Source organism: Metabacillus mangrovi (genome assembly GCF_009711125.1).
GTDB classification, from domain to species: Bacteria; Bacillota; Bacilli; order Bacillales; family Bacillaceae; genus Metabacillus_B; species Metabacillus_B mangrovi.
Genome location: NZ_WMIB01000001.1, coordinates 301,425 through 313,788 on the forward strand (window position 1 = coordinate 301,425; position 12,364 = coordinate 313,788).

At 46.6% G+C, this 12,364-nt stretch carries 17 protein-coding genes; 5 read left to right on the forward strand and 12 right to left on the reverse strand.

The window, feature by feature from the left end:
• Window positions 1-113: 113 nt before the first annotated feature.
• Both GKZ89_RS01635 and GKZ89_RS01640 read left to right on the forward strand, forming a co-directional pair.
• Window positions 114-1,274 carry a diglucosyl diacylglycerol synthase gene (locus GKZ89_RS01635; RefSeq protein WP_155111082.1) on the forward strand — a complete coding sequence of 387 codons (1,161 nt, stop codon included), beginning with the start codon at window positions 114-116 and terminating at the stop codon, window positions 1,272-1,274.
• A 65-nt stretch (window positions 1,275-1,339) separates the two neighbouring features.
• Entirely contained in the window at window positions 1,340-2,335 is a 996-nt protein-coding gene (locus tag GKZ89_RS01640; protein ID WP_155110626.1) for a metal-dependent hydrolase, read from the forward strand.
• A 32-nt stretch (window positions 2,336-2,367) separates the two neighbouring features.
• Here the strand turns inward: GKZ89_RS01640 and GKZ89_RS01645 are convergent, their stop codons facing one another.
• From GKZ89_RS01645 to GKZ89_RS01655, 3 genes are all read right to left on the reverse strand, one after another.
• Window positions 2,368-3,063: an AIM24 family protein gene (locus GKZ89_RS01645; protein ID WP_155110627.1), complete on the reverse strand. Its 696-nt coding sequence runs from the start codon at window positions 3,061-3,063 to the stop codon at window positions 2,368-2,370.
• On the reverse strand, window positions 3,060-3,761 hold the full coding sequence (locus GKZ89_RS01650; RefSeq protein ID WP_241680097.1) for a class I SAM-dependent methyltransferase: 702 nt from the start codon (window positions 3,759-3,761) through the stop codon (window positions 3,060-3,062). The genes GKZ89_RS01645 and GKZ89_RS01650 overlap by 4 nt, the downstream gene beginning before the upstream one ends.
• Window positions 3,762-3,915: 154 nt before the next feature.
• The gene (locus GKZ89_RS01655) at window positions 3,916-4,068 is read right to left on the reverse strand and encodes a hypothetical protein (protein ID WP_155110629.1); all 153 of its coding nucleotides are present in this window, start codon (window positions 4,066-4,068) and stop codon (window positions 3,916-3,918) included.
• Window positions 4,069-4,325: 257 nt separating this feature from the next.
• Here GKZ89_RS01655 and cspD point away from each other — a divergent pair, with 257 nt between their 5' ends.
• Window positions 4,326-4,526 (forward strand): cold-shock protein CspD, encoded by a 201-nt coding sequence (cspD, locus tag GKZ89_RS01660; protein WP_035413557.1) that lies wholly within the window; start codon window positions 4,326-4,328, stop codon window positions 4,524-4,526.
• Between the two features lie 60 nt (window positions 4,527-4,586).
• On the opposite strand, the gene GKZ89_RS01665 is transcribed toward cspD, so the two are convergent.
• Window positions 4,587-4,772 (reverse strand): hypothetical protein, encoded by a 186-nt coding sequence (locus tag GKZ89_RS01665; protein ID WP_155110630.1) that lies wholly within the window; start codon window positions 4,770-4,772, stop codon window positions 4,587-4,589.
• Window positions 4,773-4,961: 189 nt separating this feature from the next.
• Between GKZ89_RS01665 and GKZ89_RS01670 the strand changes: the two genes are divergently transcribed.
• Window positions 4,962-5,225: a DUF2564 family protein gene (locus GKZ89_RS01670; RefSeq protein ID WP_155110631.1), complete on the forward strand. Its 264-nt coding sequence runs from the start codon at window positions 4,962-4,964 to the stop codon at window positions 5,223-5,225.
• A gap of 84 nt (window positions 5,226-5,309) precedes the next feature.
• Here GKZ89_RS01670 and GKZ89_RS01675 read toward each other — a convergent pair whose 3' ends face one another.
• Together GKZ89_RS01675 and GKZ89_RS01680 are read right to left on the reverse strand one after the other, a co-directional pair.
• Window positions 5,310-5,486 carry a zinc-finger domain-containing protein gene (locus tag GKZ89_RS01675; RefSeq protein ID WP_155110632.1) on the reverse strand — a complete coding sequence of 59 codons (177 nt, stop codon included), beginning with the start codon at window positions 5,484-5,486 and terminating at the stop codon, window positions 5,310-5,312.
• A 14-nt stretch (window positions 5,487-5,500) separates the two neighbouring features.
• A complete protein-coding gene (locus tag GKZ89_RS01680; RefSeq protein ID WP_155110633.1) occupies window positions 5,501-6,157 on the reverse strand; it encodes a reverse transcriptase-like protein in 657 nt (218 codons plus the stop codon).
• A 188-nt stretch (window positions 6,158-6,345) separates the two neighbouring features.
• Here GKZ89_RS01680 and GKZ89_RS01685 point away from each other — a divergent pair, with 188 nt between their 5' ends.
• Window positions 6,346-6,729, forward strand: a complete 384-nt coding sequence (locus GKZ89_RS01685) for a reverse transcriptase-like protein (protein ID WP_155110634.1) — start codon at window positions 6,346-6,348, stop codon at window positions 6,727-6,729.
• 32 nt (window positions 6,730-6,761) lie between these two features.
• Here GKZ89_RS01685 and GKZ89_RS01690 read toward each other — a convergent pair whose 3' ends face one another.
• The 6 genes from GKZ89_RS01690 to GKZ89_RS01710 form a co-directional block, all read right to left on the reverse strand.
• The gene (locus tag GKZ89_RS01690; protein WP_155110635.1) at window positions 6,762-7,028 is read right to left on the reverse strand and encodes a DUF6123 family protein; all 267 of its coding nucleotides are present in this window, start codon (window positions 7,026-7,028) and stop codon (window positions 6,762-6,764) included.
• Between the two features lie 131 nt (window positions 7,029-7,159).
• Window positions 7,160-8,053 carry a 5'-3' exonuclease gene (locus GKZ89_RS01695; RefSeq protein ID WP_155110636.1) on the reverse strand — a complete coding sequence of 298 codons (894 nt, stop codon included), beginning with the start codon at window positions 8,051-8,053 and terminating at the stop codon, window positions 7,160-7,162.
• Between the two features lie 93 nt (window positions 8,054-8,146).
• Entirely contained in the window at window positions 8,147-8,284 is a 138-nt protein-coding gene (locus GKZ89_RS20960; protein WP_164502873.1) for a hypothetical protein, read from the reverse strand.
• Between the two features lie 32 nt (window positions 8,285-8,316).
• Complete coding sequence (locus tag GKZ89_RS01700) at window positions 8,317-8,610, reverse strand: DUF2533 family protein (protein ID WP_155110637.1); 294 nt, start codon at window positions 8,608-8,610, stop codon at window positions 8,317-8,319.
• On the reverse strand, window positions 8,611-8,793 hold the full coding sequence (locus GKZ89_RS01705) for a hypothetical protein (RefSeq protein WP_155110638.1): 183 nt from the start codon (window positions 8,791-8,793) through the stop codon (window positions 8,611-8,613).
• Window positions 8,790-12,356: a dynamin family protein gene (locus tag GKZ89_RS01710; protein ID WP_155110639.1), complete on the reverse strand. Its 3,567-nt coding sequence runs from the start codon at window positions 12,354-12,356 to the stop codon at window positions 8,790-8,792. Before GKZ89_RS01710 ends, GKZ89_RS01705 begins: the two co-directional genes overlap by 4 nt.
• Window positions 12,357-12,364 lie beyond the last annotated feature (8 nt).

A 12,364-nucleotide genomic window follows, 5' to 3' on the forward strand; every position in this document is an offset into this window, starting at 1 on the left:
GCATTTATAATAGTCTTATATGTATATGTTACTCTATATAGTAAATTAAACAGAGCTGCATCGTTTTTATAGAGTTTCATCAGATGTTTTTATCTTTGATTGAGGTGAATATGTTGAGATCCAAACAAAAAGTTTTGATATTGACTGCCAAATATGGGAACGGACATGTTCAGGTTGCCAACACATTGGTGAATCATTGCAGGGACATGGGGCTTAAAGATGTGATTGTTTGTGATCTTTACAACGAATCACACCCTGTTTTTTCTGAAATAACCCAGTACCTGTATCTGAAAAGCTTCTCAATCGGAAAGCAGTTCTACCGTCTGTTTTACTATGGTGTTGATAAAATGTACAACAAGCGAATGATGAACTTATATTATAAAATGGGACATAAAAGGCTTCATGAAATCGTTCTGAGGGAAGACCCGGACATCATTATCAACACATTCCCGATGATTGTGGTGCCGGAGTACAGAAGAAGGACCGGTACGGTCATCCCGACGTTTAATGTCATCACGGACTTTTGCCTTCATAAAATCTGGGTGCACGAGAACATTGACCGGTATTATGTTGCAAACCAGCATGTGAAGGAAAAAATCGTCCGCCTTGGAATCAAGCCTTCTGCAGTGAAGGTGACCGGAATTCCGATCCGGCGCCAATTCGAAGAGAAGCTGGACCATGGTGAGCTCTTCACTAAATACGGACTGGATCCTGAAAAGAAAACACTGCTGATAATGGCAGGGGCACATGGAGTATTGAAGAATGTACGCGAGCTTTGCCAGTCATTTCTTCAATACAAGAACCTTCAGACAGTCGTCGTCTGCGGCAAAAACCAGCTTCTGAAGGAAAGCCTCGACCCGCTGGCCGCTGCATACAGCAGCCAGATTAAGGCACTCGGCTACGTTGAACGAGTTGATGAGCTGTTCCGGATCTCCGACTGTATGATCACTAAGCCCGGCGGAATTACACTGAGTGAGGCCGCAGCGATCGGGCTTCCGGTTATTTTATACAAGCCGGTTCCTGGTCAGGAGAAAGAAAACTCAATTTTCTTTGAGAACAGCGGAGCTGCAGTAGTTGCCAATAAGTACGAAGAAATCCAGGAAAGCGTGGATTACCTGCTTAAAAACGGCCACCTTCTTTCCAATATGAGTGATAACATTAAAAAGCTGCACCATCCTCATTCTGCAGAAGTCATTCTGCAAGATATTCAAAAAGAAGCAGTCGCCATTAAAAGAGAGAATAATAAAAAAATGAAGGGCTCGGTCAATTATTGATTGGCCCTTCTTTTTAAGGCTTCCGGGATGCTAAGGGGATCTAACCGCATCACAGGAGGATAACTATGGACACGAGCACACATATTGCAATGGGGTTTGGACTCGCAGGCCTGGCATCGCTGGATCCTGCTGTTTCAGGAAACCCGGCTCTTGCCCAGGCTATAATGGCAGGAACGGTTCTGGGATCGAACGCACCGGATTTTGACTATGCAATCAAGCTTGCCAAGGGTGAAGGCACGTATTTGAGGCATCACAGAAACCTCTCCCATTCCGTTCCGTTCTGGTTTATCTGGGCAGTTCTTCTGACTGCAGGCATTTATCCTTTTTTCCAGGGGATTTCAGCTGCCCATCTGTTTGGCTGGACTTTGGCAGCCGTGCTAATTCATGTGTTTACAGATCTTTTTAATTCATATGGAACGAAAGCGGGCAGGCCTTTTACCGGCAAATGGATTACGCTGGATGCCATTTATATTTTCGACCCTTTTATCATGCTGCTGCATGCAGCGGGATTTATTTTATGGGCTTCAGGGCTTCCGTCCGGCATTATCTTTGCAGCAGTCTATTCGGTGATGCTGCTCTATATGGCGGCCAGGGCGGCCGCTTCCGCCCGCGTTCGTGCCAAAGCCGCTTCCAGCATTTCTCCCGGCTACAGAAAGGTCAAAGCCATTCCCACAATCCGCTGGGGGATCTGGAATGTATGTGCGGAATCTGATCAGTATTTTATTACCGGCGAATACCGGCACGGCAGGATCGAATGGGTCCATTCCTTCTCCAAGCAGGCCATGGACGACCCTGCTATCACAGCATCGCGCTTCGATGAGAACGTCCAGCATTTTCTCGTCAACGCGGAAATGGCTTATGCGTGTTCTTTCCGCAGGCAGAATAAATATGAAGTAAGATGGTTTGATGTCCGTTACCGGACAAAAAACCACTATCCTTTCATGGCAGTGGTACAGCTGGATGAAAAAATGAAGATCTCTTCTTCAGAGACTGGCTGGATTCATCGTGTGAACACTTTTGATCAGCCGCCGCAAATGAACGAATCTGCTGCTTCCCAATAATAAAAACCGCGCCGGCCGGCGCGGTTTTTCCTTTAGCTCTGCTGGCTTAAATAAATTTCTTCAAAAGGCTGTACAACAACGAACCCTTCTCCTTCAAACTTCATCTGAATCGATTCGCCGCTGCTTCTCCCCAAAAAGGTTTTAAGCGATACATCTGTAACAAATTCAGGCTTAAGGCTCCCAGACCATGCGACCGTGGCATTTGGATCTGTATAAACAGGCTGGCCCGGTCTGACGGATAACGTGAGCGGTTCATAATGGGAGGTGATCGCGATCATTCCCCTGCCGGATAGGTGAATATTGAACAAGCCTCCTGAAAGCATCCCAGCCACCTTGCGCATCAGCCTGATATCCCATTCGATCCCCGGTTCAAAAGCGAGGAGGTCATTGCCGTTCACTGTAATGGATTCGTCATTCAGACTAAGTATCGTAATTTTTTTCCCTTGGTCGGCAAGATACAGCTGGCCGCTTCCGTTCGCTTTCATGAGGGAAGTACCCTCTCCCGTGAAAGCTTTTTTTAAAAATTTCCCGACACCGTGCTCCAGTACACCTTCCCTCTCGAATTTTATTTTGCCGTTGTAAGCAATCATAGCCCCTGTTTTCGTCCATACCTGTCCATCCAGGTTTACTTCAAGCATCCTCGGAGTCTCTAATTCAAAAAAACCCTGCTTGCGGTCAGACTGCTTTGTACCGGCTATAAATTCACTGATTGAATACTTTTCGTTCATTTCTCCATCTCCTTCTCATTTTTAAACATAAATAAGGTCAAAAAAGACAGTGCCTGTTTAAGCTCTGCACTCAGCTCGTTTGCAACGTGCCCGTCCACTCCCTCTTTATATACGGGAAGCTGATCCAAAAGTTTCAACTCAGCTTCTCCTGCAAGCTTCGTAAATTCCCAGGGCATCATTGTATTGCAAGCTGCCGGCTTGTCATAAAGCCTCGGATAACTGTTGATCCTCGGCCCGGCTGCAGGTCCGAGAATCGCGATGCATACAAGACCTCCCGCTTTAACGATTCTCCGGATCTCCAGTACAGCAAGTCTGGGACTCGACACCCACTCGAGACAGTTGATCGATAAAACAGCGTCTGCCGCATTATCTGGAAAGGGCAGATCAGCCGCATTCCCGTATTGATAGACAGCGTTCGGGTGAGCGTTTTCTTTTGATGCAATGGAGAGCATATCTCTTGAGAAATCAATCCCCGTTACTGAAAATCCGAGCTCCGCGAGCTTTCTTGATCCGTATCCGTCGCCGCACCCGATGTCCAGTACAGTTTTCCCTGCTTCAGCGTGCTTTGTAAAAAAAGGAATGACTGCTTTGCGGCTGCCGCTCTCCCACATGTTTTTGCTGCGTGCATGCCAGCCAGCTGAATTCTCATTCCAAAGCTGCTCAGCATCTTTCGTCCATTTTACTTTTTCCGTTTCCAATCGCATTCCCCGCCTTTCCATTACCCATTCTCTAAACGGCAGGCTTATCCCTGTTTTATTTTGTGAAAAGATAAACAAATCATAAAATGAACAGCCCGCCGATATGAAATCCGGCAGGCTGTTTTGTTCTTTATCAGGTTTCGCGGAACCGGTCTTATAATTCCGGTTTCTTGGGCTCTTCACTGATCACAAGCGGTGCAGCTTCGACATTGTACATTCCATGAATATGGACTTTTGACTCATTTTCCAAATCTCTTTCAATTGCTTTGTTCGCTATATAAGATTCATCCTGCTGCTGATCCTTCATTCATGTCCCCTTCTTTGCGCTCTGATTTTTCTTTAGTATCAGATGAAATACCTTTAACTATACCCTTTTACCAGCAGAGCAGAGTTTTCAGAAAGTTTTGCATAAAATGCGGAAACCATCTTGACTCTGCCTTTTATTTTATGTATATTAAAAGCATCATTAGGCTGATTTTGCTGGAAGGCGAGCATTTTGGCATAGTGATGAATACTTTTTATAGCGCTGACATTGCGCTACAGAAATTAGGAGGATTATGTAATATGCAAAACGGCAAAGTAAAATGGTTCAACAACGAAAAAGGTTTCGGATTTATTGAAGTAGAGGGCGGAGAAGATGTATTCGTTCACTTCACAGCCATTCAGGGCGACGGCTTTAAATCATTGGAAGAAGGCCAGGAAGTTTCCTTTGAAATCGTGGAAGGCAACCGCGGTCCACAGGCTTCTAACGTAACAAAACTGTAATCCACATTAGACATGAACAACCAATAGATGCGAAGAGACCGGAGTAATCCGGTCTCTTTTTTATTTGCTGTTTATCATTAAATATTCAATCGCTTTCACATTTTGCTTAATCTTTCTCTCCACCCTGGTTATCTCAAGATGGTTAAATACATTCGCATGATTGGCAATGTAAACAAGCTTATCAAGATCCTGATAAATTTCATTGAAAGCCTGCCGGATCGGTTCTTCCAGATGTTTGTTTTTCACGCTCCTTACTTGCTCCCTTCTAAGTAAGTTGAAGTCATTCCTTCATTTTACAAAATATCGGTCTTATGAACTATTTTTATCCGTTATAACGAATATAACAGGAAATCGAAATAATTGCACTCATTTAGTCACGAATTCCGTATATTTTTTTACACAATGCTCCATCCTACATGTTGGAGGTGCTAGGATATGGACCAAACGAATCATAATGGAAGCGGATTAAATGACTTGGCGCAGCTGGAGCTTGCTGTAGAGGCTTCTAAAAATATAACGGGATCCAGTACGATGAGTATGGACCCGGAGGCGCTGAATGATGCAGAGAAATGCATTAAAGACGCACGGGCTCAGCTTGATCAAGTAAAGATTACCGGAGTCGATCAGCAGTTTCTTGAAAATCAAAAGGCTTTGCTGGATCAATGCCAGCACCAGATTGATGAAGCAAGAAAAGGCTGATTGAAATTTGCACCTACTCCAGTTCTTGAGAAAGCTGGCCAGAATAGGAAAGATCCCCGGAGCTTCTCCGGGGATCTTTCTGTATTACGTTAATTTTTCCCCAATCTCCTTCAGCTTAAGGCCAACGGTGCATTGACTGATGCAAAAGGAGTGAGCAAAGGTTTTCCCGTGTTCCTTGCGGAAATGCTGCTTCAGCAGGCAGTCGACGCAGTACGTATCCAGCAGTTCCCCGATTTCATCCAGTTTCTGTTTACGGTTCATGTTCTTTCACTCCATTAGTCCAATTTAATGCTGCTCGAAACCTCTGTTCCCAGTATCGCCTGCTTCGACAGCTGATCGGCCTCTTTGTTTTCTTTTCTGGGCACTGCTTCATAGCTTGCAGTCAGGCTGAGCCTTGAAAAGATGTCTTCTATCCTGGATATCCACGTCTGATGCTGTCCTTCATAGGCGGGCCATTCACCTGACATCTGGTTTATAACCACAAGGGAGTCACCTTTAATGGTCAGCTCCTGCCCCCTTGCGCCAAGCTCCTCCAAATGCCGGACGGCCATCAGCAGAGCAGCAAATTCCGCTTCATTGCTCGTTTCCAGTCCATCGAGCTTCAGGTTGATCCGGACTCTGTGCTTCCTGTGTCCAAGGCTGTAGTAGATAGCAGCTCCCGTACCGCTTTGTCCTGTATCTTTATCAAAGCTCCCGTCAAAAAAAACGGTGATGCTTGACGGTTCATGTTTCATTTCTTCAAGAAGTCTGCCCAGCTCTTTCTTCGTCCAGGTGACTCCCCTCGTGTCTTCAAATTCGATGCTTTTGGTGCGGCCGGTCTTCTCCAGATCCTCTGAAATTTTTAAAGCCGCTGAAGCATCCAATTCATCTGATTGAAAAGAGAGTGTCTGTTTTTTCGGAGAAACATATGTCCAATGTAAACGAACCTTCATTGCCGGCCCTCCCGAAATACTTAAAGAATTTTATTTTTACCGGCCCTGCCGTCTGATTACTGTTCATCTTTCTTAACCGGTGACCTCTTCCTATGCTACACTGAAAAGAGGTTTTGCATGCTGCATTTTCATATTTTATCATGTAAGAGGCTATAATTGCACGATATTGCAAGCGGAGGGAAAGCTTTATGATCGAAGTATTCATTGACGGAGCAAGCGCGGGCGACCCGGGGCCGTCTGGTGCCGGAATCGTCATTAAAGGCAGCGGGATTTTTGAATCCTTTTCTTATCCTCTCGGCACGATGTCCAATCATGAAGCCGAGTTTCATGCCCTTGTATACGGTTTAAAAGTTTGCATAGACAAGGGCTACCGCATTGTTTCTTTTAAAACCGATTCGCAGATTGTAGAAAAAGCGGCAGAAACCCGCTATGTGAAGAACCGGCAATTTGCCGGACTGTTATCAGAGGCAGAGCAGCTGATGGATCAGCTTGATTTATTTTTTATAAAATGGATTCCATCCAAGCAAAATCCGGCTGACCGCTATGCGAAGGACGGCATCCGCATGAATTAAAAAACAGCCAGCAGATGCTGACTTAACAGATGCTATAACAGCTGAAGGGATTTTACTTTTTCAAGCGCCTGTGCTTTGGATCTGACTTTCCCTTCAACGAACCTTTCAAGCAGGGACATAAAAAAAGATCCTTCGAATGACTTCTGAATTTTCAATGTCATTTCGATAGCTGCGATCACCTGTCTGTCATCGGCTCCGGTATACGTCTTGCCGAAGTATATAAAACCGATGGTCTCATCCCCGAACTTGAATCCCCTGCCGTATAAATCGTCCAGGTAATCTCCGAGATTCAATGCCATACCAATTTCCCCGCCTTTACAGAATCTTCTGGCCGCACGTTAAAATTCTACGCTAAAATCCGCCAAAATTCCAGCAAAAAACAAAACTCCTGAATGGCTGGAGCCATTCAGGAGCGGGGGATGCACTTCTCTCAGCCCACACTTCTTTCAGCCGCTCTTTTAATGAGGCTGTCTATTCCTCTGATCTCTGTATCAAGCAGCCATTTTTGGGCAGCTTTCAGATCAATTTCCAGGTCGGCTTCCTCCAGTACGTATTCAAGAGGGACACTGCAGTGAATCTCTGCAAGACTGCGGGAAAGGTGCAGCATTTCAAGATCCTCTTCGATTTTTTTCCGCTGCCCCGGAGTAAGCAGATGAAGGTTTTCAAGCATCCCGTCGATGGACAGGTGCTCCTGAATCAGCTTGTAGGCTGTTTTTTCGCCAATTCCTCTGACTCCCGGATAGTTATCACTGGAATCTCCCATCAATCCTTTCACATCAATGAGTTTGGAAGGATGGATCCCTTTTTCCTCCTGAAAAAGCTCGGCAGTGTAAATAAGATACTGGCCCATTCCTTTTTGAAGGAGCACGACATTGACCCGGTCATCCAAAAGCTGCAGAAGATCACGGTCACCTGTAAGGATGGTGATGTTCTTGTCCTTTTTATGTCCGCATGCAATCGTTCCAATGCAGTCATCCGCTTCATAACCGGCTACGCCTACGTTTGGAATGCCAAGAGAAGCTGTGGCCTCCTTCGCCATTTCAAATTGCGGCAGCAATTCTACCGGCGGCTCATTGCGGTTGGCTTTGTAGGATTGGAAGGATTCTGTGCGGAAGGTTTTGCTTCCCATATCCCAGCAGCAGATGACCTGCTGCGGCTTAAAGGCATCGATGCTCATGAGCAAATGCTTCATAAAACCGCTTACCGCATTTGTCGGCACCCCTTTGCTGTTAATCATGAAATTGCCGTAAACAGATGTCGCAAAAAACGCTCTGAAAAGCAGCGCCATTCCATCTACGAGCAGCAAATCTGTTTTTCTTTCCATCCTGATCGCTCCTTTTCATACCTTGTTACATGGTATCATAAAAGGCTTTAGAGAAAAATGGAGACAGATGGAAAAGACTGAATCCGGAAGGATTCAGTCTTGTTTTTTAGAACTGTTCAATTTAGCTGTTTCCGCTTCCGCATAAGAAGCGAATTCGTTTTCAAAGCCATTTTTCTTTTTGGCGCTGTTGTTTGCCATTGCATTGCTGTTGGCTGCTTTTGTTTTGCCCAAAGCACTAACCCCCTTTCAAGAGGTGTTATGCTTTATTGTCTCCCGCTATGAGGAAACTTTGCACTTTCATTCTTTCTTTCCACAAACTCCCTGACCATCTGTGGGGACACCGTTTTTCTCAGCGAAAGGTTTACTTTCCCGGCCAGCTTATTTAGCTCTATTGTAATGAGGTTTATTTCTTCTACAGAGAACGGTGCGCCGTTTTCGCACTGAAGCACTGCCTTTTCGATCTCCTGTTCTCTCCGGTTATCAAGCATGATAAAACGCTGTACATCTTCATTCTGATTTTGAGAATGTCTGCTGATCGCTTTGTGAACTTCCTCCATTTATACCTCTCCTCTTTTTTTCATCAATTTTTTCACCTGCTCCTTAGGCTCCCAGCACTGAAACGAATATTCCGGCCTTGTTTCGTAGCCAAGCCGGCTGCAAGTGTAAATCATGCCGGCACCGGAGCTGTTTTTAGCGGAGCGGAAGTGAACGCAGGCCGCACAGCAGCGGTATGCCTTCATAGTCCTTCCATCCACTCATAAGATTGCTTTAGAGCTGCCTGCAGTTCATCCGCTGATTGGCGGTCGCTGTACAGCTCTTTAAGCCCTTCCACATATGCTGCTGCATCCCGGCTGAATTTACTGCAGATGCCATCTGCAGATGCCAGAAGCGCTTCCCTGTATTCGCTTGCGAACATGGCTTGTTTTTCAGCCAGAGAGTTTTCCAGTTCTTTTTGCAGCTTTTCCCATATTGCCATACTCATTTTGGCACGTTCATTTTTTTCAAAAAAGGCTTTTGTGCCCGTAAAAAGATTCAGCTCTTTCTGAAAATGTCCGGAGGTGCTTGAAACGATCTGATCGGTGTGAGGAGTACCGAGCTCCTTAAATTCCGGCAGCGTCAGCCCTTCCAGCTGCATGATCGACCCAAGATTCAAAGCCATTCTCTCCCCGATCGCCTCAGACTGTTTGCGTACTGCATTTTCACTGCGGAGCGAGATGGCCTGCAGCTCCTGAATCAGCCTCCGGTCAACTGCCTGCAGCAATTCATTCATCTGCTCAGAAAGAATTTGTTTCGCACTGCCGTCCTGGTTGAAAATGCCGGGATGGAAATGTTCTTTGAAAAGATCAGAAAATTGAAGGCTGAGCCTCTGAAGCAAATAATAAAATTGCTCCTGTATCTCCTGGTTCACCTTACTGACAAACGGCTCCCTGTCTTCCTGCTTCAAATACCGATCCGCTTCATCCAGCTCTTTTTCCCTGCGCTGCAGGACAGCCTGCTTCTCTTCACTGCTTTTATTCATCTCACCTGCATAATCAGCCATCTGGCGGACTGTGCCTGCCATCTCATCTTTCAGAGATGAAACGGCAGTCCGGATGAGATCTTTTTCAATAAAACTGGACAGGTCCTGCTGAAAAAGCCCGAATTCGGAAGGAACAGCCATCGGGACTCCGGCAAGCTCATGCAGGCTGGAAATGCCGTACATCCTCGGCTTGCGGACACCCTCTTCTAGAAATTGTGATGCGATATACTGTTTGACGAGCGCTGCTTCTGCTGAATCTTTTGCAAGATCGACAGCATTGATTAAAAAGAACATTTTGTCTAATGAGAAGGAGTCCTTTACTCTTCCCAGCTGGCGGATGAACTCCCGGTCGCCTTTTGAAAACGGATGGTTATAATACGTCACATACAGTAATGCATCTGATTTTTTTATAAATTCAAAAGCGACATGAGTATGCCTTTTATGAAGAGAGTCTGCTCCCGGCGTGTCCACGAGCGTAATCCCTTTTCTTGTAAGAGGACAGTCGTAATAGATGACTGCCTCCTCTGTAAGAACCGCTAGCTTTTCCTCTGAAACAAAAGGTGCAAAGTCATCGAGGCCGGTCTGGATCACCGGGTCTTCATTTTCTTGTGCCGTCCCTAGTCCTTCTGCGTACACCGTCAGAAGGGCCTGCTGCCTTGCATCAGCCTTCCCCGTCTCCAGTGCCCCGAGCACTCCCTCCAGCAAGCCCTTATAGCCGCCTGAGAGAATGTTGACTTCCGGCCAGATTTCCTTCAGCTCTTTTTCCACCTGCCGGACCGTTTTTCTTTTTACCAGGACCGTTCCATGCGGATGCTCATCAGTGACCGGAACGATCCTGTTGATGGCTGCTGTGGTCGGATTAGGGGAGGACGGCAGCACTTTTCCTCCAAGAAGCGCGTTCGCTGCAGAGGACTTGCCGGCACTGAACGCTCCGAATAAGGCAATCGTAAACGTCCTCTTTTCAAGGCGCCGTGCTTTTTCGCGAATAAGCCTGCTCCTGCCATCGAGCCCTTTAATCCCGGCAATCGCAGCTGACATCGCAACCGCTTTCTTCAGGACAGCTTCTGTGTTAACGGACTCACCCGCTGCTTCAGTCCGGTCAATTGAACCATCTACGGCAGCGGCTGCTTTTTTCTCAGGGGCGGCAACAGCCTGTTTGCGCTCTCGTTTCATTTTTTTCCATGTGTTCTCTTTTGCCTCTGCCTTCACTTTTCCGCTCAATACGTTCATCAAGTATTCCCGGGCCTCCTCAAGCCGGATATACTGCAGAAGGCGTTCCTCGGTCTCATCCAGCTCTTTTCGAAGAGCATCGGCATGAGACGGCGTTCCATCCCGGTCCTGCGTAATCCGTATTTCTTCCTCTATCTCAGCGACCAGGTCCTTCGCTTGTTGTTTCGCACGGTGCTTGATGAATTCGGACATGCTTTTCGTATAATTCAGCACAAATTCCGGTGTAAGGGCTGCTCCCGTTTCCTGCAGGGCTTCATCTGCCGCAAGCGCAATGCCTTCCGTTTCAAAAGCGGACAGCTTTTCCTCAAGCTCCGGACGGGCTGGACCTATTGCTTTTACACACTTGGAAAACAGGGCCTTGATATGCCAGTCAATTTGAGAGGAGACGAGACTTTTCAGCTCTTTCCCGAGCTCTGCTCTCCTTTTGGCGATCTCATCGGCGGTTTTCTTTTTTGAAGAGAACAATCCCGCCTTGAAACCGGGCTTCTTCCCTTCAGCATACTTTCGGGCGAGCTCCCGAAGCTCAAACGGCGTAATATTGGCATTTTCAAGCACTTTGGAAATTTCAGCCCTTAACGCGGTAATCGCTTCGCTGATCCTTAGCCGTTCCAGTTCCGCAGAAGACTCCATCTCGGTCAGTGCGCTGAATAAGTGGTCTCTGGCCTCCTGTACACGGGTCCGGTCATCAAGACGAAGGCCGGCATGATTAGCGAGATAGCGCAGATGCTCCTGCACGACAAGACCCGCCTGTACAAGCTCACTTCCGGCAGAGGCTTTTTCCAGCTGCTCCTTAACCATGTTTTTCACCTTGGACAATTCGTTATACGGATGGAGGAGATCCCTCATGCTCGTGTAATAAATCCGGTCCCCGCCCAGTCCGATGGAAGCAAAGCTTTCTTCGATCCTTTCTTTAAAATCTGCAAAGGGCAGCTCGGATTCCTGATGCTTATCAATCTGGTTCACAATCAGGGCCGTGTCCTGTCCGTCTTCAAGCAGGCGCTTTATAAATTCAACCGTTCCTTCAGACTGAACGTGGTTATAATCGGTCACGTAAAAAATAAAGTCAGCAGCATGCAGAGCAGAGACCGTTGATTCCATGTGAGAAGCATCATTGGAATCAATTCCCGGTGTATCGATCAACGCCACCTGATCAGGAATCATTTTCGAAGGTTTCCAGATGTGGATTCTTGCAATCTCATCTCCTTCGCGGCAATACTGCTGCAGCTCGTGAAGATCCATGGAGGGATCTGCTTCCAGTTCTTCTCCGAAATGCGTTTCCAAAATAATTCTGCTCGGTCCATTTTTCAGATAGACGAGGTTCGCGCTCGTTGGAATCGGACTTGAAGGCAGGATTTCCTCTTCCATGATCGTGTTGATCATTGTAGACTTCCCTGCAGAAAAATGCCCTGTAAACGCAATCTGCTTTTCCCCATTCATTGCTTTCAAAATAAGATCATCCAGTTTTGCTGCGCTTTGTACATCGCCCTGCCGGCTCATCTCCGATTGAACCGCGATAAGCGGCCTTATTGCGGTTTCCTGCTGATATACTGCCATGTAAATAC

Bases quoted from the DNA above. Each gene is read 5' to 3' on its own strand.
- GKZ89_RS01640 (WP_155110626.1), top strand. From the start codon at position 1,340: ATGGACACGAGCACACATATTGCAATGGGGTTTGGACTCGCAGGCCTG.
- GKZ89_RS01645 (WP_155110627.1), bottom strand. From the start codon at position 3,063: ATGAACGAAAAGTATTCAATCAGTGAATTTATAGCCGGTACAAAGCAG.
- GKZ89_RS01655 (WP_155110629.1), bottom strand. From the start codon at position 4,068: ATGAAGGATCAGCAGCAGGATGAATCTTATATAGCGAACAAAGCAATT.
- cspD (WP_035413557.1), top strand. From the start codon at position 4,326: ATGCAAAACGGCAAAGTAAAATGGTTCAACAACGAAAAAGGTTTCGGA.
- GKZ89_RS01670 (WP_155110631.1), top strand. From the start codon at position 4,962: ATGGACCAAACGAATCATAATGGAAGCGGATTAAATGACTTGGCGCAG.
- GKZ89_RS01675 (WP_155110632.1), bottom strand. From the start codon at position 5,486: ATGAACCGTAAACAGAAACTGGATGAAATCGGGGAACTGCTGGATACG.
- GKZ89_RS01680 (WP_155110633.1), bottom strand. From the start codon at position 6,157: ATGAAGGTTCGTTTACATTGGACATATGTTTCTCCGAAAAAACAGACA.
- GKZ89_RS01685 (WP_155110634.1), top strand. From the start codon at position 6,346: ATGATCGAAGTATTCATTGACGGAGCAAGCGCGGGCGACCCGGGGCCG.
- GKZ89_RS01690 (WP_155110635.1), bottom strand. From the start codon at position 7,028: ATGGCATTGAATCTCGGAGATTACCTGGACGATTTATACGGCAGGGGA.
- GKZ89_RS01695 (WP_155110636.1), bottom strand. From the start codon at position 8,053: ATGGAAAGAAAAACAGATTTGCTGCTCGTAGATGGAATGGCGCTGCTT.
- GKZ89_RS01700 (WP_155110637.1), bottom strand. From the start codon at position 8,610: ATGGAGGAAGTTCACAAAGCGATCAGCAGACATTCTCAAAATCAGAAT.
- GKZ89_RS01705 (WP_155110638.1), bottom strand. From the start codon at position 8,793: ATGAAGGCATACCGCTGCTGTGCGGCCTGCGTTCACTTCCGCTCCGCT.
- GKZ89_RS01710 (WP_155110639.1), bottom strand. From the start codon at position 12,356: ATGGCAGTATATCAGCAGGAAACCGCAATAAGGCCGCTTATCGCGGTT.